Source organism: Streptomyces sp. NBC_01320, from assembly GCF_035974375.1.
Lineage (GTDB): Bacteria > Actinomycetota > Actinomycetes > Streptomycetales > Streptomycetaceae > Streptomyces > Streptomyces yanii.
Genome location: NZ_CP108390.1, coordinates 6,157,325 through 6,176,626, shown reverse-complemented (window position 1 = coordinate 6,176,626; position 19,302 = coordinate 6,157,325). Strand labels below are relative to the sequence as shown.

Genomic DNA, 19,302 nt, shown 5'->3' with positions numbered 1-19,302 from the left:
CAGGCCCTTGACCTGGCCTGATGGAGTATCGGCAGTCGCCCCTGTGGAAGCAATATGGACAACTTCGCGATCCCCAGGCTGTGGAGAGGAAATTTTCCCCAGATCTGTGGAGAACCGCAGGTCGGCGGCGTGTATTCGAACACCGGGGCCGGGGCGGAGGTGTGCGGATGGCGCGGGGAAGAGCTCCGGGAGGTCTCTGGAAGCTCCGCCGAGGTGCCTCGGCAGCCCCGCGGAGGCGTTCCTGAGGCCGGCAGACGTGCTGCCGGTGGTCGGCAGGGACGCTCCAGGACCGCGCCGAGGCATGCCTCGGACCCGTGGATGTGGGCAGGAAACGACGAAGGGCGCCCTTGCCGGACTTGTGTGGAAGTCGGGCAGGGGCGCCCTCGGCGCCGTGCATGAAGTCGTGCCAGAAGCCGTACCGGCGCTCTGTCAGCCGTTCTTGATGCGGTTGGTGAGCTCGGTGACCTGGTTGTAGATGGAGCGTCGCTCGGCCATCAGCGCACGGATCTTGCGGTCCGCGTGCATCACCGTCGTGTGGTCGCGGCCGCCGAACTGCGCGCCGATCTTGGGCAGTGAGAGATCCGTCAGCTCACGGCAGAGATACATCGCGATCTGGCGAGCCGTCACCAGCACCCGGCTGCGTGAGGATCCGCAGAGATCCTCCACGGTCAGACCGAAGTAGTCGGCGGTCGCCGCCATGATGGCCGTCGCCGTGATCTCCGGAGCCGAGTCCTCGCCACCGGGGATCAGGTCCTTCAGCACGATCTCGGTCAGCCCGAGATCCACCGGCTGCCGGTTGAGGCTGGCGAAGGCCGTCACCCGGATCAACGCTCCCTCAAGCTCCCGGATGTTGCGGGAGATCCGGGAGGCGATGAACTCCAGGACCTCCGGCGGGGCGTTGAGCTGCTCCTGCACCGCCTTCTTACGGAGGATCGCGATGCGCGTCTCCAGCTCCGGCGGCTGCACATCGGTGGTCAGACCCCACTCGAAACGGTTCCGCAGCCGGTCCTCCAGGGTGACCAGCTGCTTGGGCGGCCGGTCCGAGGACAGCACGATCTGCTTGTTGGCGTTGTGGAGCGTGTTGAAGGTGTGGAAGAACTCCTCCTGCGTCGACTCCTTGCTCGCCAGGAACTGGATGTCGTCGACCAGCAGGATGTCCACGTCGCGGTACCGCTTGCGGAAGGTATCGCCCTTGCCGTCGCGGATCGAGTTGATGAACTCGTTGGTGAACTCCTCGGAGCTCACATAGCGCACCCGGGTGCCCGGGTAGAGACTGCGCGCGTAGTGCCCGATGGCATGCAGCAGGTGGGTCTTGCCGAGCCCCGACTCCCCATAGATGAAGAGGGGGTTGTACGCCTTCGCGGGCGCCTCGGCGACGGCGACGGCGGCGGCGTGCGCGAACCGGTTGGACGCGCCGATGACAAAGGTGTCGAAGAGGTACTTCGGATTCAGCCGGGCATGGGGCTCGCCGGGACCGGGTGCGGGTGCGGGCTGTGCACCCATCGGTCCGGTGGCGCCGCCGGGGCGTCCGGTGCCGGGACCACCCTGCCGGTGCTGGGGGTCCGGCATGTCGTGGCGCTCGGGGCGCTGCTGCTCGTAACCCTGGCGCTCGGGCGGCTGGGACCGGTAGTCGTGCTGCTGGGGGCGGTAGTCGTGCTGCGGCTCACGCCACTGCTCCGCGGACGCGTCGCGCTCCTGGAATCCGCCGAGCCGGGGCTGCTGCCAGGAGAGGTCCTCCTGGGTGCGCGGCCAGGCTCCGGGCTCGGGGCGCTGCTGCTGGTAGTCGGGGTAGGCGGGGCGGGCCGTCGGCATGCCGTCGTCCGAGGGCCGGTGGCCGTATCCGTCGTAGGCGTCGCTGTGCTGCCGCTCGTCGTGCTGGGGTCCCTGGTAGCGGTGCTGCTGCGGCTGCTGGGACTGGTGCATCGGGGGGGCCGGCGGGGTCGGTGGCTCGCCCGCCGAGTCGTCGACGGTGATCGCGATTCGGATCGGGCGTCCGCATTCGCGGCTCAGGGTCTCGCTGATGAGCGGCGCGAGCCGTCCCTCGAGAACGCGCTTGCCCCATTCGTTGGGCACGGCGAGCAGCGCGGTGTCGGCGACCAGCGCGAGCGGCTGGCAGCGCTCGATCCACTGCTTGTCCTTCGGCTCGATGCCCTGCTGGCCCTCCGCGAGGAGTTGCTCCAGCACTCGTGGCCACACTGCGGCAAGATCGGCAGGTACGTCAGCCACAAGGCACGCTCTCTCGCTGGTCCCACGAATGTGTGTTTCTCGGGACGGGATGGGTCGGGACGGGTGAGGCCCGGCAGGCGGGAAGAAAAAGAACCGCAGTCCAGCCACGGTAGTCAGGCCGACCCGCGAGGTTCAAGTCGTTGTCCACAGGCTGTGTACAGCGCGGGTCGTCGCGGGGCGGGTTTGACCGGATGGCGTAGCCGCGCGTACCGTGACCAGGTCGAGTTGTCGATGGCTGCTGCCGCCTGCCTCCGATGGGCAAAGATCACGATCTGTGATTGTGAAGCGGTGCACTAAGGCGTTTACGCGAGTCTCTCGTGGGCGCACGGTGACAGCCAGGCGATGTCCCGCCAACACACAATCATTTCTGGAGCCCCCGAGTGAGCAAGCGCACCTTCCAGCCGAACAACCGTCGTCGCGCGAAGACCCACGGCTTCCGGCTGCGTATGCGCACCCGTGCCGGCCGCGCGATTCTCGCGTCCCGCCGTGGCAAGGGTCGCGCCAACCTGTCCGCCTGATCGCCTACAGGTCATGACGTGCTGCCTACCGAGAATCGGCTGAGGCGGCGCGAGGACTTCGCGACCGCAGTACGTCGAGGACGCCGGGCCGGACGCCCGCTACTCGTCGTCCATCTACGCAGCGGTGCAACGGACCCGCACGTGACTGGGGAGAGTGCTCCCCCGCCGCGTGCGGGTTTCGTTGTCAGCAAAGCCGTGGGTGGCGCGGTCGTACGCACAGCGGTGAAGCGGAGGCTTCGCCATCTGGTCCGCGATCGTCTGGCCATGCTGCCCCCCGGTAGCCTGGTTGTCGTACGAGCGCTGCCCGGATCGGGCGACGCCGACCATGAACAGCTGGCCCGAGACCTGGACGCCGCCCTTCAGCGGCTGCTGGGAGGGGGCGCGCGATGAAGTACCCGCTGCTGGCTCTGATCAAGCTGTACCAGTGGACGATCAGCCCACTCCTCGGGCCTGTCTGCCGTTACTACCCGTCGTGTTCCCACTATGGATATACGGCGATCGACCGGCACGGAGCGATCAAGGGAACCGCGCTGACCGCATGGCGCATCCTGCGGTGCAATCCGTGGTCACCCGGCGGCGTGGACCATGTTCCGCCACGCAAACGTCCGCGTTGGCACGAACTGCTGCGTAATGCACTGCGTGGCAGCAAGGGCGGGGACTCCGCCGCTGATGTGCCTCCCGGGGGGACGGCCTCCGAACCCCCGAGCCCGGCCGCAGAGACTTCGCCCAATGCTCAAGGAGCCTGATTAGTGGACACGATTGCCAGTCTGTTCAGCTTTATCACTTACCCCGTTTCGTGGGTCATCGTCCAGTTCCACACGCTGTACGGAGCGATCTTCGGCGATGACACGGGCTGGGCCTGGGGCCTGTCCATCGTGTCCCTTGTGGTGCTGATCCGGATCTGTCTGATCCCGCTTTTCGTTAAGCAGATCAAGTCGACCCGGAACATGCAGGTGCTCCAGCCGAAGATGAAGGCGATCCAGGAGCGCTACAAGAGCGACAAGCAGCGTCAGTCCGAAGAGATGATGAAGCTGTACAAGGAGACGGGTACCAACCCGCTCTCCTCGTGCCTTCCCATCCTGGCGCAGTCGCCGTTCTTCTTCGCCCTTTATCACGTGCTCTCGGCCATCGCCTCGGGCAAGACGATCGGTGTCATCGACCAGCCGCTGCTCGACAGCGCCCGGCAGGCACACATCTTCGGTGCTCCGCTGGCCGCCAAGTTCATGGACAGCTCGGCCAAGGTCGAAGCGCTCGGTGCCTCGCTCACCGACGTCCGCGTCGTCACCGCGGTCATGATCGTCATGATGTCGGCGTCGCAGTTCTTCACGCAGCGCCAGCTCATGACGAAGAACGTCGACCTGACGGTCAAGACGCCGTACATGCAGCAGCAGAAGATGCTGATGTACGTCTTCCCGCTGATCTTCGCCGTCATGGGCATCAACTTCCCCGTCGGTGTCCTCGTCTACTGGCTGACCACGAACGTCTGGACCATGGGTCAGCAGATGTACGTGATCAACCAGAACCCGACCCCGGGCAGCAAGGCGCAGACCCAGTACCTGGAACGTCTGCTGAAGAGCGTCACCACTCACGGGGAGGTGCGCGGCCGGACCAGGCGCAACACGGTCAAGCGGATCGTGGCCAAGGGCTCTGACCGCAACGACATCGAGCGGAAGTTCATCACCGGACTGGCCAAACTCGGCCTTGCCGCCCAGGAGGACGGCACGGTGACGAAGAGCGACACCGCTCTTGCCGAAGCCGAGGGCGGATCCGCGCAGAAGCGCCAGCAGCCCAAGCGCCAGACCAAGGCGAAGCGTCAGAGCGGTACGACTCAGACCGGTGCTGCTCAGCCCGGTGCGGCGAAGGAGACCGACTCCACCGAGTCGGAGGCCAAGACCTCGCTGCAGAAACAGGACGCACCGCAGGACGACAAGCCGAAGCCGGCGGGCAAGCCCGCGTCCGGCTCCTCACGCCAAGCCAAGTCCGGACAGCGCAGGGGCCCGCAGCGGCCCAAGCACCCGTCCAAGAAGTAAGAAGGAGTCCATCCGTGACGGAAGGCACCACCTCCACGGCCGCTGAGGGCAGCGACACCTTGACCCGCCTTGAGCAGGAAGGGGAGATCGCAGCCGATTACCTCGAGGGCCTGCTCGACATCGCCGACCTCGACGGTGACATCGACATGGACGTCGAGGCGGACCGGGCCGCGGTTTCGATCATCAGCGACTCGGCACGTGAACTGCAGAAGCTCGTGGGCCGCGACGGTGAGGTGCTGGAGGCGCTCCAGGAGCTGACGCGGCTGGCTGTGCACCGTGAGACCGGTGACCGCAGCCGTCTGATGCTGGACATCGCAGGCTTCCGGGCCAAGAAGCGCGCGGTCCTGGCCGAGCTGGGTGCCAAGGCCGCGGATGAGGTCAAGAAGACCGGTGAGCCGGTGAAGCTGGACCCGATGACGCCGTTCGAACGCAAGGTTGTGCATGATGCGGTTGCGGCCGCAGGTCTGCGCAGCGAGTCGGAGGGCGAGGAGCCGCAGCGCTTCGTCGTCGTTCTCCCGGTCTGACCGGACCCTTGTTCCGACGGCCCCGTCTGTTCGCAGGCGGGGCCGATCTTTGTCAGCCTGATAGTCAGCCACCCACAGCGCGGTAGTGCGGTATGGAAGGACGGTTCCCGTGACGGCGGAAGTAGAGCTTCCCCAGGCGCCGGAAGAGGCGCGGGCAGTTTTCGGTGAGTACTTCCCGGAGGCTGTCCGGTACGCGGAACTCCTTGCCGATGCCGGGGTCAAGCGCGGTCTGATTGGTCCCCGCGAAGTGCCCCGGCTGTGGGAACGGCATCTGCTGAACTGCGCGGTGCTCTCCGAAGTGGTTCCCGAAGGTGTCACGGTCTGCGACGTGGGCTCCGGGGCGGGTCTCCCGGGGATTCCACTGGCGTTGGTTCGTCCCGATTTGAAGATCACCTTGCTGGAGCCGTTGCTTCGGCGGACGAATTTTCTGCAGGAAGTCGTCGAGTTGCTCGGGCTGGACCATGTGACCGTGGTCCGTGGCCGGGCCGAGGAAGTCCTCGGGACGCTCCAGCCGGTGCATGTCGTCACAGCCCGTGCCGTGGCGCCACTCGATCGACTCGCCGGCTGGGGTGTGCCACTGCTGCGCCCCTATGGGGAGATGTTGGCGCTCAAGGGCGACACCGCCGAGGAGGAGATCAACGGTGCGCGGGCTGCTCTGAGCAAGCTCGGAGTGGTGGAGACCGAGGTGCTGCACGTCGGGGAGGGCGTGGTCGAGCCGATGTCCACCGTGGTGCGGGTGGTGGTCGGTGAGAGCCCGGGCGGTGTGAGGTTCGCCGCAAAGAGGGCCAAGGCCGCAAGGACAAGCCGCACGCGACGACGGCGCTGAGCCCGGGTAGTCACGCTGCGGAATCAGTCATTACGTACGGTTCTTACCGCCTATCGGTAATGCTCCGCACAAGCAGCCATACGTACTCTGTGCGGAGTGTCGTGCCCCTGTAGCTAGGCTGCAGGGGCATCGTGTTTCACGTGAAACGTCGCTCTCTGCTGCATGGAATCATCGGCCGCGGCCGTAAGGCTGCCGCTCCGCGCCATCGCAGGCCCGTAAGGGCTACGGAGGTGTCCACAGAAGTGGATTCATCCACAGAAGAGCGGGCCTCGCTGGTTCACGACCCCGAAAGCATGGCAGGCTCTGCTCATTGCGAGTCTGAAGTCGAGGAGAGTGAATCCTTGCGGTCCGACGCCAACATCGCGGGACCGATGACCGATCCGGTCCCCGGTCCCCGAACCGAATCGGCGGGGGACGGTGTTTCACGTGAAACACCGCCGCCGATGGACGACACACCCATCGGTCGTGCGGCCCAGCTGGCGGTCGAGGCCCTCGGCCGCGCCGGCGAGGGGCTGCCCCGCCCTGACCAGACACGCGTCATGGTGGTAGCCAATCAGAAGGGCGGAGTGGGTAAGACGACCACGACGGTGAACCTTGCCGCCTCGCTCGCACTCCACGGTGCACGTGTTCTGGTGGTCGACCTCGACCCGCAGGGAAACGCCTCCACGGCCCTGGGTATCGACCACCATGCCGAAGTTCCCTCTATCTATGACGTCCTGGTGGAGAGCAAGCCGCTCTCCGACGTGGTGCAGCCCGTACCGGACGTCGAAGGTCTCTTCTGCGCCCCCGCCACCATCGATCTCGCCGGTGCGGAGATCGAACTGGTGTCGCTGGTGGCGCGGGAGAGTCGACTGCAGCGAGCGATCCAGGCGTATGAGCAGCCGCTGGACTACATCCTTATTGACTGCCCGCCTTCGCTCGGTCTGCTGACGGTCAACGCCCTGGTCGCTGGCGCCGAGGTGTTGATCCCCATTCAGTGCGAGTACTACGCGCTGGAAGGACTGGGACAGCTGCTGAGGAACGTCGATCTGGTCCGGGGACACCTGAACCCCGGTCTGCATGTGTCGACGATCCTTCTCACCATGTACGACGGCAGGACCCGGCTCGCTTCCCAGGTGGCGGAGGAGGTGCGCAGCCACTTCGGCAAGGAGGTGCTGCGCACGAGCATCCCCCGGTCCGTGCGAATCTCGGAGGCGCCGAGTTACGGGCAGACCGTGCTGACCTACGACCCGGGTTCCAGCGGATCCTTGTCGTATCTCGAAGCAGCTCGTGAGATTGCCCTGCGGGGGGTCGGGGTGCACTACGAGGCCCAACATGCCCACTCGGGCAGCCAGAACAGCCAGCAGAACATTTCGGAGGGGATCCAGTGAGTGAGCGTCGTAGAGGATTGGGGCGCGGGCTCGGCGCACTGATTCCCGCTGCCCCGCAGGAGCGTCAGGTACCGGCCTCCGAGCCGGGTGCGGCTTCACCGGGCGCGATCCCGGTGATGACGGCCGAGCGAGGGGTGGCTGCGGCGAAGGTGGCCACGCTCGCGGCTGCTCCCGCTGTACCGGGGCCGAGTGCGCCCGTCTCGCAGCCCGAAGCCTCCTCTGGGGCGACGGACGCTGCGGGAGCGTACTTCGCCGAGGTTCTCCTCGGGTCCATCACTCCGAACCCCCGGCAGCCTCGCGAGGTGTTCGACGAGGACGCGCTTGCCGAGCTGGTCACCTCCATCAAGGAGGTCGGTCTCCTCCAGCCTGTCGTCGTGCGGAAGCTGGGACCGGAGCGCTATGAGCTCATCATGGGCGAGCGGCGCTGGAGGGCCTGCCGTGAGGCGGGTCTGGAGCGCATCCCAGCCATCGTGCGGGCCACGGACGACGAGAAGCTGCTCCTGGACGCACTTCTGGAGAACCTCCACCGGGCTCAGTTGAACCCACTGGAGGAGGCAGCCGCGTACGACCAGCTGCTCAAGGACTTCAAGTGCACGCATGACCAGCTGGCCGATCGGATCGGGCGGTCGCGTCCGCAGGTGTCGAACACGCTGCGTCTGCTGCGGCTCTCTCCGCCTGTGCAGCGCAGGGTCGCTGCCGGGGTGCTGTCGGCCGGTCATGCCAGAGCGCTGTTGTCCGTGGACGACTCCGAGGAGCAAGATCGACTGGCCCATCGCATCGTGGCCGAAGGCCTCTCGGTGCGTGCGGTCGAGGAGATCGTGACCCTGATGGGTTCCCGGACCACCAGTACCCCGAAGGCCAAGGGGCCCCGGGCCGGCGGTCGGCTGTCTCCCGCCCTCTCCGATCTCGCTTCCCGGCTCTCGGACCGCTTCGAGACCAGGGTGAAGGTCGACCTCGGGCAGAAGAAGGGAAAGATCGTCGTCGAGTTCGCCTCGATGGAAGATCTGGACCGCATTCTCGGCAGTCTGGCGCCGGGTGAGGGCCGCGTGCTGGAGCGGCGTCTCTCCGAGGAGTCGGCCGAGGACGGCGAGGACGGCGAGGGCTGACACCCGCCGAGTGAGCCGTGAGGCGGGCCGTGTTCGGGTGCTTACCGGAACACAGCCCGCCCTTTGCTTTCTCACGGTGTCGGCTTCATCTCCGGGTGGATACGATTCGTTCTGATATGGCACATCCAGCTTGATCCACCTCGGCGGAGGGAGGGCCATGCGATCAGTGAGCCGCAGCCGACTGGTGACAGTGGGGCTGGGCTTGGGAGCCGTCGGAGGGTTTGTCGGCGGCCTGCTCCGCGAACGGAGTGCACTGACCGCCGCACGTGATGCGGCGGGCGAAGGAAGCGAGGAACAGCCTTCATGGGACGGCGGCTCGTACCGCTCACACTGGATAACCTTCCCGATCTCCCCAAGCGGTGCCGCTCGTGTGTCTTCTGGGAGCTTGATCCGGTCAGTGGGCAAGCTGCGGTAAAGGCAGGCACTCCGGAGCTGGAAAAGGAAGCGTGGATCTCGGCTGTCCTGCTGGAGTGGGGATCGTGCGGCCGGGTCGTCTATGTGGACGACGTACCGGTCGGCTTCGTTCTCTATGCGCCACCGGCGTATGTGCCGCGTTCGACGGCCTTTCCCACCAGTCCCGTGTCCCCGGATGCCGTGCAGTTGATGACCGCATGGATCATGCCCGGGTATCAGGGGCAGGGGCTGGGGCGGGTCATGGTGCAGACCGTCGCCAAGGACCTGCTGCGACGAGGATTCAAGGCGATCGAGGCGTTCGGTGATGCCCGGTGGAAGGAGCCGGCCTGTGTACTTCCGGCTGACCATCTGCTGGCGGTGGGCTTCAAGACCGTACGCCCGCACCCGGTGCATCCACGGCTGAGACTGGAGCTGCGCACGACGCTCTCGTGGAAGGAAGACGTCGAACTGGCACTGGACCGGTTGCTGGGTGTCGTGCAGAAGGAACCGGCACTGCGCCCGCTGTGATCCGAGAGCTCGGGAGAATGTGAAACGGGTCCATCCCCTCAAGGGATGGACCCGTTTCACGTGGAACAGTGCACCGTGCTCCTACTCGGCGATGAAGCCTTCGAGGTCGCGGAGGATCGCGGCCTTCGGCTTGGCGCCGACGATGGTCTTGGCGACCTCGCCGCCCTGGTACACGTTCAGCGTCGGGATCGACATCACGCCGTACTTGGCAGCGGTCGCCGGGTTCTCGTCGATGTTGAGCTTGACGATTTCGATCTTGTCGCCGTGCTCGGCTGCGATTGCCTCCAGGGAGGGAGCGATCTGGCGGCACGGGCCGCACCAGGCTGCCCAGAAGTCCACCAGTACGGGCTTCTCGCTCTTCAGGACGTCCTCGTCAAAGGAGTCGTCAGTCACGTTCTTCAGGGCGCCGGCCACGGCGGCCTCCTTAACTTCGCGGGGTGTGGGGGTGAGAGGCGTGGATCAGACGGCTGCCGCAGCGGCCTTTTCTTCGTCGGCGAGCACGGCAAGGAAGCGCTCGGCGTCGAGGGCGGCGGAGCAGCCGGTGCCGGCAGCGGTGATGGCCTGCCGGTACGTGTGGTCGACGACATCGCCGGCGCCGAAGACGCCGGTCAGGTTGGTACGCGTCGAGGGAGCGTCGACCCTGAGGTAGCCCTCGTCATCGAGGTCGAGCTGCCCCTTGAAGAGCTCGGTACGCGGGTCATGGCCGACGGCGATGAACAGACCGGTCACCGCAAGCTCGGACGTCTCGCCGGTCTTGGTGTTGCGCAGGGTCAGACCGGAGAGCTTCTGCTCGCCGTGTACCCCGGCGACTTCGCTGTCCCAGGCGAACTTGATCTTCGGGTCGGCGAAGGCACGCTCCTGCATGGCCTTGGAGGCGCGCAGCGAGTCGCGGCGGTGGACGATCGTGACCGACTTGGCGAAGCGGGAGAGGAACGTCGCCTCTTCCATAGCCGTGTCGCCGCCGCCGACCACGGCGATGTCCTGGTCCTTGAAGAAGAAGCCGTCACAGGTGGCGCACCAGGAGACGCCGCGTCCGGAGAGCGCGTCCTCGTTGGGCAGACCGAGCTTGCGGTGCTGGGAGCCGGTGGTGACGATGACAGCCTTGGCGCGGTGCACTGTGCCGGCTGTGTCGGTGACGGTCTTGATGTCACCAGTGAGGTCGACGGCGATCACATCGTCGGGAATGAGCTCGGCGCCGAAGCGCTCCGCCTGGGCGCGCATGTTGTCCATGAGCTCGGGGCCCATGATCCCGTCCTGGAATCCGGGGAAGTTCTCCACGTCGGTGGTGTTCATCAGCGCGCCACCTGCGGTGACGGCGCCCTCGAAGACCAGGGGCTTCAGCGACGCGCGCGCGGTGTAAAGGGCGGCGGTGTAACCCGCGGGGCCGGAGCCGATGATGATCACATTACGGACGTCGCTCACGGGTTTCTTCCTCGTCTCTGCAGACTGCCTACTGTCCACGCCTACTGGGGTCGGTTCAACGACTCTCACCCCACCCAACGGATCCTACGGGGGATGCATTCCCGACGTGCCGGAGCGCCGTTCGGTGCCATTCTCAGGGGCGAGCGTAGGTGCGCGTCAGGAGAAGATCGCCCTTGCCCGCAGGGTCTGTGCGGACGCAGCTCGCATCGATGACATAGGCCTGAACGAGGGCGGCGTCGGTCTCGTGCGGCAGAACGACGAGGAAGGCGTTGGTGCCCTCGTAAGTGCCTTTCTCGACGGCGAGTGCGGCAGTCTTTCGTCCGGTGCTCAGCTTTACGCAGGCGGGGATGGACGCGACGGGAGCACGCAGCGGTGTGTCGGAGGCTGAGGTGGCAGGAGGCTCGCTCCCCGGGGTCGACTGGACATCGACGGACGGCGCCTGCTTCTCAGCGTCGGGATGCTTGGGAGGGGACGCCTCGACATTGCTCAGGAGGGTGTGTACGCGCTGGCTGAGCGGGGAGCCCGAAAATGCGCTCGCTTCCGCCTTCGAGGCACCGCGCATGTCTGCCGCCTTGGCCCCTGAGGAGTCCTGGTACGTCTGGAGCATGAGGACGCTTATGCCCACCGCCGCAGCGCCCAGCGCTGTGCCGAGGACGATGCGGCGGCGCCGTACCGACCGGCGGCCGGGGCCGCCGGCGGCCCCGGGGTGCCCTGAGGGACGGTCCGCAACGTTGGACTGAGTTGCCCTGTTCCCGGCTTCCAGGCCTCGCGCCTCTTGGTCTCCCGCTTCCTGACCCTGTTCTGCGGCGGCCGATGTTTCACGTGAAACATCGGCCTCGGCGGCCAGCGCGGCATCGATACGGTCTGCGACACCATCGGGCATGGGCTCGGGAGCGGGCAGAGTGCCGAGCAGTCCGCGGATCTCTTCGAGAGCGGACCTGACGTCGCCACAGAGTGCGCATTCATCCACGTGGCGGCTCACTTCCGCCGTGCGGGACGGCGAGAGTAGCCCTTCGGTGAGCTCGGAGATCTCCGAGACGTCCGGGTGCTGGGTCGTGTCGGTCGTTGATGTCATGTGCGCCCACCTCCGCCCTTCACTCCAGCAGGATCACTGGTCTCTGCGTCCCTTGGCCCCGATGCGGGTGGGACGGATGCCCTCTGCGTCCGGTTCCTTCCCGTGCCGAGTTCACCGCTCTCTCCGACTTCACCACGGAGGTGGGCGAGGAGGGGGGCCAGCCGAGCTCGGCCCCGTGCACAGCGGCTTTTCACAGTGCCGGTCGGCACCTCGAGGATGCGGGCGGCCTCCGCCACGGGATAGCCCTGCATGTCCACGAGAACCAGTGCGGCCCGTTGTTCGGCGGGAAGTGTGCCGAGCGCCGCCAGAAGTTCGCGGTGCAGATCCTGACGCTCGGCCGGCGCCTCAGCGGACTCGTGGGGCTCCAGGAGCTGTTCGAGCCGCTCGGTGTCGTCGACGGGTGAGGTCTTGCGTGACGCTGCTTTACGAACCCGGTCGAGGCAGGCGTTGACCGTGATGCGATGCAGCCAGGTGGTGACGGCAGATTGGCCGCGGAAGGTATGAGCGGCTCGGAAGGCGGAGACCAGGGCGTCCTGAACCGCGTCGGCCGCTTCCTCGCGGTCTCCCAGAGTTCGCAGTGCCACGGCCCAAAGCCGGTCCCGGTGGCGCCGTACGAGCTCACCGAAGGCGTCCGGTTCACCGGCTACGTGACGAGCGAGGAGGTCTGAGTCGCTGAGTGGCTCTGAAGGCTCGGCGGCCACCTCCCCTCCCCTCCCTCTGTGCGTCAGGTCCGTCTGTCTATCACGATTCAGGCGAGCGGGGTCAGAGAGATGAGGAAGCTCGGTCCGATGAGTACTGCGGTCATTCGTTACTGCTCGCGCAGCAGGCCGACGGGCGGGATGCGTTCCCGTCGGCCTGTGCCGTCAGCCGAGAACGGAGATCTCTGAGATGCCGCCGCGGAAGAGGCTCGCTGACCCATCCGGCGGAAGTTCGGTGATGTGGATCAGGATGTAGCGGGTTTGCACCGGTTCATCGAGGTTCTTCTCCAGGCCGTTCCCAGCCGTGGCGAGCTTCGTGAGGCGCTGCGAGAAGTCGGCGAGGGAGGAGGGCGCGGATGCGCTCTTGTCAGCGGCCAGCACTTCCGCCTTCTGACCGCTGCGGTACATCTTGATCTTGATGCCTCTCACGTCCTGCACACTGCCGAGGTCAACGACTATGCCGCTGCCCTGCTTGCGGTTCGCGAGGTTGCCGAAATTTGCGTAGCCCTTGTACTGAGGGGTGACCCAGGCGGTGTCCGACTTGCCGTCCACGGCATAGGGCACGTCCTGCTGCTTTATCCCCGAGCCGCCGGGCATGAACTCCATCGCTTCGACGATCCGCAGCGGCTTGGTCGGAGCGGCAGCGTGCTTGTCACCGTTTTCCGGGTTGGTCTGTGTGCTGCCAGGGTTCCCCGGGTCGTTGTCGCGGTTGAGGAGCGTCTCTGCGAGCTGCCAGCTGCCGAGGCCCAGGGCCGCGATCAGCAATGCGGACACGGCCCACTTGAGGACCTTGCCAGCGCGGCTCTGGAGCGGCGCCGGGGGTACGGCCATCACTGGCTGAGTCACGGGTGCGCCGGGACGGGCGGACGGACGTCCGTAGGTGCCCTGCTGGTAGGTCGTCCGCTGGTACTCGGGCGGAGCCGCGAACGTGGGCTCGGGCGGGCGGATGCGTGGCATCGCTGCGACGGCCTTGGCGAGCTCGTCCGGGGTGGTGCACGGCTGTTCCTGCCGGGACGCGGTGGCGCCGTCGTTGGCCAGGGCGCGCATGGCGAGCTCGGAGAGACCGCGGTGTACGCCGGCCCGCACCTGGTCGGGGGCGATCAGCCCCACGCCCTTGGGTAGTCCGGACAGACCGTACGCGTCGTTCTCGTACGGCCAGCGTTGTGTCAGCGCGGCGTAGAGCAGGGCGCCGATCGCCTCCGTGTCCGTGCGCTGTGGACGCTCTGCGGTGATGCCCCGCAGGGCGGAGTTAACGGCGAGGCCGCGGATCCGGTACTGACCGGTCGAGCTGCGCAGCACCGCTCCCGGGGTGAGCCTCAGATGCGCGAGGCCCTCGCGGTGCGCGGCCGCCATGGCCTGGGAGATCTGGCTGATCAGCTGGTACGCGTCGTGAGCCTCCATGGGGCCGGAGGCCAGCAGAGCCGTGAGCTCGGTGGCGTCAGGAAGCCATTCATGGACGACGTAGACAAGGTCGTCCTCCTCGACCGCGTCGAGGACCTGCACGAACCGGGGGTCGCCGAGCAGTGCGGAGGACCGGGCCGCGGCCAGCACGGAGCGGGCTCGCGGGTGGTCCGCGGGGAGCAGATGGACGCCCACCGCGCGGCGCAGCTTCTCGTCGACAGCACGCCAGCTGCTGAATCCGTCCAGTCGGGTGACGCACTCTTCCAGTCGGTAGCGCTGGGCAAGTCTGTGGCCGCTGTGCAGATCAGGGGTCGCCGAGGCGGCCTCCGAGCTGCTTCGCTCATCGTCTGCGTCCTGGGGGCTGGTGCCCGCCGATTCCTGGGCTTCTGCCGTCCCGTCGGTCGTGGCCTCGTCCGCCTTGGCGGCCAGCGGCTCATCACCGCTGTTGTCGGCCACGTCGACGGCAGCCGTGCTACGTTCCGCCACCGTCGTTCCTGCCTCCCCATCCGTTGCGCGATGCCAGCCAGCTCTGCACAGTCACGCCAATTGTGCCCACACTCCAGCGCTATGCACGACACACGGAGACCGGCGATGGTTGTGCGGGCGGGTTGATCCTCAGCGTCCGAGCCGCCCCCGGACCATCCCGACCATGCCGTTGATCTCCTCGATCCGCATGCGCTTCGCCGCGATGAAGAAGACCCCCATCAGCACGGTCCCACCGCAGAGCAGGGCGATCAGCGAACCGAAGGCACCCTCGCCCAAGCCCTGGAGCAGTGCGAAGCCCACGCCACCGCCGAGGATCGCCGCAGGGATCGCCGCGAGACACAGGCGGGCGTAGGTACGGACGACGTGTGCGCCGTCCAGGTCGCCACCCAGCCGGTTACGCAGTCGGCGCCAGGCGATGCCCACGCCGACGGCATAGGCCAGCCCGTACGAAGCCGCCATGCCGACGACCGCCCACTGGGCCGGAAGCACCGCGTAGCAGAGAGCGGAAGCGGCGGCATTGACCCCGGCGACGATGACCGTGTTGTAGAAGGGCGTGCGGGTGTCCTCGTAGGCGTAGAAGCCACGGAGCACCACGTACTGCACGGAGTACGGGATGAGACCGAGGGCGAACGCCATCAGGATGAAGCCCATGGACCTGGCGGCCTCGGTGCCGCTGGAGGAGTACAGCAGTGTGCACATCGGCACGCCCAGCGCGAGGAACGCGAAGGCGACCGGCACGATTGCCACGGCGGAGTTGCGCAGCCCCTGCGAGATGTCGTCGCGGACCGCGCCGGGGTCGTTGTCGTGGGCGGCCCGGGAGATACGGGGCAGCAGGGCTGCCATGACCGAGACGGTGATGATCGCTTGAGGCATGCCCCAGATCAGCTGTGCATTGGAGTAGGCGAGAAACCCCGTGCCGTTCCTGTCGGAAGCCTTACCGGCGGCGGTTGCGAGCTGCGTGACGACCAGCACGCCGGCCTGGTTGGCGAAGACGAACAGAACGGTCCACTTGGCCAGCTTGACGGTCTTGCCGAGTCCGTGGCCCTTCCAGTCGAAGCGCGGACGGAAGCGGAAGCCGGCCTCGCGCAGGTACGGAATCATCGCCAGGGCTTGGACGACAAGGCCGAGCAGTGTGCCGATACCCAGCAGCCGGACGCCCTCCGGCGGAATCGTCTGCACACCCATGTGGGATTCGGCGGAGGTGCCGTAGACCCAGATGAACATGCCGAACGTGAAGATCATGACGATGTTGTTGAGGACCGGGGTCCACATCATCGCGCCGAACTTTCCGCGGGCGTTGAGGATCTGGCCCATCACCACGTGCACGCCCATGAAGAAGATGGTCGGCAGGCAGTACCGGGCGAAGGTGGTGGCCACATTGTCGGCCGCCGGATCGTTCGCGATCGTGCTCGACATCAGATGGATCAGCAAGGGAGCAGCGAAGACCGCGATCGCGACAATCACGCCGAGGGCGACCATGACGAGCGTGAGCAGGCGGTTGGCGTACGCCTCGCCGCCGTCCTCGTCGTCCTTCATGGAACGGACGAGCTGAGGAACGAAGACCGAGTTGAGCCCGCCACCCACGGTGAGGATGTAGATCATCGTCGGCAGCGTGTAGGCGATGGTGAAGCTGTCACCGAGCAGTGCCGCACCCAGCGCGGCGGTGATCACCAGGCTGCGGACGAAGCCGGTAAGACGGGACACGAGTGTGCCGGCCGCCATTACCGCGCTGGACTTCAGCAGGCCCGAGGCTCGGCCGCCGGACTTCGGCGGGGCGGGTGCCGGGGCCGGTTCCGGCTCGGACGGAGCGGGGGACCCGGCCGGGCCCTCCTGATCCCGGAACAGGTGAGCGAATGCGTCCGGTTGCTCGTTGTGCTCGGACGCCTGGGTGACGAGGTCGTCCACACCGACGAATTGCGTGGTCGCCGCGTCGTCCCCGTACGGCAGGTGCCGGGACGGGCCGTCGGGCTCGGGCGGCGGGGTCTGCGCCCAGATGCGTGGATCGGGGGCGTACTGCGCCGCAGGCGGCTGCTGGTAGAGGGGTTGCGGCGGCTGATACGTGCCAGGGGGTGGCGGCGGGTGGGCGGCGCGGTCGTACAGCGCCTCGGTCACCGGGTCCTGGGTGGACAGATCCTGAGCGCGGTAAGGGTCGCGGTCGTACGCGTCCTGGAGGTACGGGTCGGGCGGCAGCGGCACCTGGCCCGGGCCAGGTGGCATCGGGGGGCCACCGGAAGAACCATCTCCGCCCGCACCCTGACCACGATCACCGTCGTACGGCGCGTTCATCGAAACCCCACCTCATCGTCCCCGGCCGACCGGCCACGACAGACATCGCTCAACGGTCTACTTTCTCACCCGTGCCTGACGGCTCCCCGCTTTCCGGACCGGTGTCCGGCGTCGGGTCACTCGGCTGCTCGGGTTCACCGCCGCCATCTCCGGCCGGGTCGCTTGCGTTGGCGCGCTTGCGATGGGTGTACATCCTGATGCCTGCGAGGACCAGCAGCAGCAGCCCGCCGGCGATCACCAGCAACACGGTCGGTGTGACTTCGGAGACCTTTACCGTGAAGGTCATCTCTTCGCCGTACGGCATGTCGTCCTCGGTGTACAGCTGCGCCACAACCTGCACCTGGCCGTTGGCGTTCGCAGCTGCGTCGAACTTCACGGATTGGCTGTGGCCACCGGCGATACGGATCGGCTGCTCGGCCACCGCACCGCCGTTGTTCAGCCTGAGTCGTGTGGCGTTCTCCGACTTCAGCCGGAGCACCAGATGATCGACATCCTGCAACAGTCTGTTCTGCACGGTCACCGGGATCGTGGCACTGCGGCCGGACAACGTGACGTCCGACTTCGAAATGAGCTGCACCTCGTTGATGAGCCCCTGCAGGTATGTGCGCACCGAGTCCCGGTACTGCTGTGCCTTCAGCGGCCTGCCGCGCCACGACGTCGACATGGCCCGGTTGATCGCGTTGCCGAAGGGGGTCACCACCCGCTCCGAATGAGTGAGGATGACCTGGAAGCTGCCCAGCGAGACCTGGGTGGACTTGATGTCCTGGAAGGCTTGAGTGGGCAGCTCCTGGCTCCGGAGCCGCTTCGGGTACTGGGAGGTCCCGGGGACCTTCGTCGTCGCCTGGGCGTCGGGCTCGGCCTCGGCCGCGCCCACGAGGTCTAGGGGCTGCGTCCACCGTTCGTCGTCGAGGGCGTGCAGGGCGCGTGCCATCGACGACGCCTGAGCGGCGGTCGGCATCCGTTGTGGCGCGACGACGATGCTGCGCTCGGTATCGGTGTCCTGCTCGGTCAGCGCGAGGGTCGTGGCCAGGAACTTCTGAACGGCGAGAGTGGAATCCTCGGCATGCGTCATGTCCCCCTCGAAGGCCTTGGAGAGCCGGGAGTCGGCCACGACGGCGTTGGTACCGCCACCGATCGGTCGGACTGCGGTCGGTGTGTACGGCAGTCTCCCTGTTTCCTGGAGGCTGTCGCTGCGGGCGATCACGTTGTGGGCACCGGCCGACGTGGCGACATCGACGATCGAAGGATCGATCGCGCCGTCGACCGGCCATGCGAAGTCGGTGGACGGCTTCACGTGCAGGATCGTCTCCACCGTTGTGCCGGCCACCTCGGTGGCGGTCTGCAGGTGGCTGAGGGTCCCCGAGACGTTCTTGCCGCGGTGCGCGATGGACGCAAGATCCGGATCGGCGAAAGGCAGCGCCACGACCTTGCCGTCCGCCACTGCCTTCTGGAGTGAGCTGAGCCACCGTTTGGCGACGGCCTGGTTCTTCCCGGGAACGGTGGTGTCGCCAACCTTGACGCGGTAGCTCCTCGCCATCGCGTCGACGCCGGCCAGCAGATCAGGGTCGATCACCCAGGTGATGGGCAGCTGGCTGCCCAGCGAGACCATCTGGTCGAGGCGACCGCCCGGAGCGATCTCGGCCGCCAGGTCGTCATCGGCGAAGACCGGTGTCTGCTGTTCGTCGGAGCCGGTCTCGGCAGTGACATGGGCAGATGCGATCAGAGGCCAGAGATAGGTGACACGGGTCTTGGAATCGCTCTCCTCCGCCTGCCAGGGAAGGAAGGTGCGCTGGATTCCGAGCACCTGCTCGTACGAGGACCGGGCGGTCCGCCCGGACAGGGAGACACCGAGCTGGTAGACACCTGCGTCGTTGAGCTCCAGCTTGTCGACGGGCACGGACAGCGTGAAGTCCTGGCTGATACCCGAAGGGAGCTTCGCGAATTCCACCGTGTACTTGCCGCCGATCGCTGCGGGATCGCTGCCGGGCACGTACCCGGTGCGCTCTGCGGCGGCGTCGATCGATGTCCGGCTGAAGAGCCTCGGCCCGACGCGCAGATCGACCCGGGCGTCGGTGACCGATTCCTTGCTCCTGTTGGTCAGGGTGCCGGAGACGGTGAGCGTGTCCCCCTTGACCGGCGCACTCGGGGCCAGTGTGTCCAGGGACACGTCGACGGTGCTTGACCTGGTGGGAGCCTTGCTCGGTACGTCGGCATGCGCCGTGGGCGCGGCCGTGCCGGCCAGCAGCGCTCCGACGAGCGGTGCTGCGACGATCAAGGATGCTGTGCGCCGCAGCCACCGGCGGGCAGGAGAAGGACTGATCCCCTGAATGTCTGCCGCCTCGGCCACGCGCCTACCCATCCCTCGTCGTCGTCAGCTGCTGTCGATGGTTGTCGGTTGCTGCGTCCCCGCATG

At 66.9% G+C, this 19,302-nt stretch carries 17 protein-coding genes; 9 read left to right on the top strand and 8 right to left on the bottom strand.

Annotated features, from left to right (window positions below; genetic code table 11):
• Window positions 1-429 precede the first annotated feature (429 nt).
• The gene (dnaA, locus tag OG395_RS28090; RefSeq protein WP_327245408.1) at window positions 430-2,226 is read right to left on the bottom strand and encodes a chromosomal replication initiator protein DnaA; all 1,797 of its coding nucleotides are present in this window, start codon (window positions 2,224-2,226) and stop codon (window positions 430-432) included.
• Between the two features lie 380 nt (window positions 2,227-2,606).
• Between dnaA and rpmH the strand changes: the two genes are divergently transcribed.
• The 9 genes from rpmH (at window position 2,607) to OG395_RS28045 (ending at window position 9,521) form a co-directional block, all read left to right on the top strand.
• Window positions 2,607-2,744, top strand: a complete 138-nt coding sequence (rpmH, locus tag OG395_RS28085) for a 50S ribosomal protein L34 (protein WP_030930485.1) — start codon at window positions 2,607-2,609, stop codon at window positions 2,742-2,744.
• An 18-nt stretch (window positions 2,745-2,762) separates the two neighbouring features.
• Window positions 2,763-3,134 (top strand): ribonuclease P protein component, encoded by a 372-nt coding sequence (gene rnpA, locus OG395_RS28080; protein ID WP_078840444.1) that lies wholly within the window; start codon window positions 2,763-2,765, stop codon window positions 3,132-3,134.
• Entirely contained in the window at window positions 3,131-3,490 is a 360-nt protein-coding gene (gene yidD, locus OG395_RS28075; protein WP_078840445.1) for a membrane protein insertion efficiency factor YidD, read from the top strand. The genes rnpA and yidD overlap by 4 nt, the downstream gene beginning before the upstream one ends.
• A 3-nt stretch (window positions 3,491-3,493) precedes the next feature.
• Window positions 3,494-4,774: a membrane protein insertase YidC gene (yidC, locus tag OG395_RS28070; RefSeq protein WP_327245407.1), complete on the top strand. Its 1,281-nt coding sequence runs from the start codon at window positions 3,494-3,496 to the stop codon at window positions 4,772-4,774.
• A gap of 14 nt (window positions 4,775-4,788) precedes the next feature.
• Complete coding sequence (locus OG395_RS28065) at window positions 4,789-5,298, top strand: Jag family protein (protein ID WP_327245406.1); 510 nt, start codon at window positions 4,789-4,791, stop codon at window positions 5,296-5,298.
• 109 nt (window positions 5,299-5,407) lie between these two features.
• Window positions 5,408-6,124: a 16S rRNA (guanine(527)-N(7))-methyltransferase RsmG gene (rsmG, locus tag OG395_RS28060; protein WP_327245405.1), complete on the top strand. Its 717-nt coding sequence runs from the start codon at window positions 5,408-5,410 to the stop codon at window positions 6,122-6,124.
• Between the two features lie 293 nt (window positions 6,125-6,417).
• Window positions 6,418-7,494 (top strand): ParA family protein, encoded by a 1,077-nt coding sequence (locus OG395_RS28055; protein WP_327245404.1) that lies wholly within the window; start codon window positions 6,418-6,420, stop codon window positions 7,492-7,494.
• Window positions 7,491-8,600: a ParB/RepB/Spo0J family partition protein gene (locus tag OG395_RS28050; RefSeq protein WP_327245403.1), complete on the top strand. Its 1,110-nt coding sequence runs from the start codon at window positions 7,491-7,493 to the stop codon at window positions 8,598-8,600. Before OG395_RS28055 ends, OG395_RS28050 begins: the two co-directional genes overlap by 4 nt.
• Before the next feature lie 303 nt (window positions 8,601-8,903).
• On the top strand, window positions 8,904-9,521 hold the full coding sequence (locus OG395_RS28045; RefSeq protein WP_327245402.1) for a GNAT family N-acetyltransferase: 618 nt from the start codon (window positions 8,904-8,906) through the stop codon (window positions 9,519-9,521).
• An 81-nt stretch (window positions 9,522-9,602) separates the two neighbouring features.
• Here the strand turns inward: OG395_RS28045 and trxA are convergent, their stop codons facing one another.
• The 7 genes from trxA to OG395_RS28010 all read right to left on the bottom strand — a co-directional run bounded on the left by trxA (window position 9,603) and on the right by OG395_RS28010 (window position 19,236).
• On the bottom strand, window positions 9,603-9,935 hold the full coding sequence (gene trxA / locus OG395_RS28040) for a thioredoxin (RefSeq protein ID WP_030930508.1): 333 nt from the start codon (window positions 9,933-9,935) through the stop codon (window positions 9,603-9,605).
• Window positions 9,936-9,980: 45 nt separating this feature from the next.
• Window positions 9,981-10,943 carry a thioredoxin-disulfide reductase gene (trxB, locus tag OG395_RS28035; RefSeq protein ID WP_327245401.1) on the bottom strand — a complete coding sequence of 321 codons (963 nt, stop codon included), beginning with the start codon at window positions 10,941-10,943 and terminating at the stop codon, window positions 9,981-9,983.
• A 133-nt stretch (window positions 10,944-11,076) separates the two neighbouring features.
• Window positions 11,077-12,018, bottom strand: coding sequence for an anti-sigma factor family protein (locus OG395_RS28030; protein WP_327245400.1), 942 nt, complete (start codon window positions 12,016-12,018; stop codon window positions 11,077-11,079).
• Window positions 12,015-12,719 carry an RNA polymerase sigma factor SigM gene (sigM, locus tag OG395_RS28025; RefSeq protein ID WP_327245399.1) on the bottom strand — a complete coding sequence of 235 codons (705 nt, stop codon included), beginning with the start codon at window positions 12,717-12,719 and terminating at the stop codon, window positions 12,015-12,017. Before sigM ends, OG395_RS28030 begins: the two co-directional genes overlap by 4 nt.
• Window positions 12,720-12,881: 162 nt before the next feature.
• Window positions 12,882-14,603: a protein kinase family protein gene (locus tag OG395_RS28020; protein ID WP_327245398.1), complete on the bottom strand. Its 1,722-nt coding sequence runs from the start codon at window positions 14,601-14,603 to the stop codon at window positions 12,882-12,884.
• Window positions 14,604-14,732: 129 nt separating this feature from the next.
• Complete coding sequence (gene murJ, locus OG395_RS28015; protein WP_327245397.1) at window positions 14,733-16,889, bottom strand: murein biosynthesis integral membrane protein MurJ; 2,157 nt, start codon at window positions 16,887-16,889, stop codon at window positions 14,733-14,735.
• A 49-nt stretch (window positions 16,890-16,938) separates the two neighbouring features.
• Window positions 16,939-19,236 carry a DUF6049 family protein gene (locus tag OG395_RS28010; RefSeq protein ID WP_327245396.1) on the bottom strand — a complete coding sequence of 766 codons (2,298 nt, stop codon included), beginning with the start codon at window positions 19,234-19,236 and terminating at the stop codon, window positions 16,939-16,941.
• Between the last annotated feature and the right edge of the window lie 66 nt (window positions 19,237-19,302).

Coding starts and splice junctions, on each gene's coding strand:
- yidD (WP_078840445.1), top strand. CDS start 3,131: ATGAAGTACCCGCTGCTGGCTCTGATCAAGCTGTACCAGTGGACGATC.
- OG395_RS28030 (WP_327245400.1), bottom strand. CDS start 12,018: ATGACATCAACGACCGACACGACCCAGCACCCGGACGTCTCGGAGATC.
- OG395_RS28055 (WP_327245404.1), top strand. CDS start 6,418: ATGGCAGGCTCTGCTCATTGCGAGTCTGAAGTCGAGGAGAGTGAATCC.
- OG395_RS28045 (WP_327245402.1), top strand. CDS start 8,904: ATGGGACGGCGGCTCGTACCGCTCACACTGGATAACCTTCCCGATCTC.
- murJ (WP_327245397.1), bottom strand. CDS start 16,889: ATGAACGCGCCGTACGACGGTGATCGTGGTCAGGGTGCGGGCGGAGAT.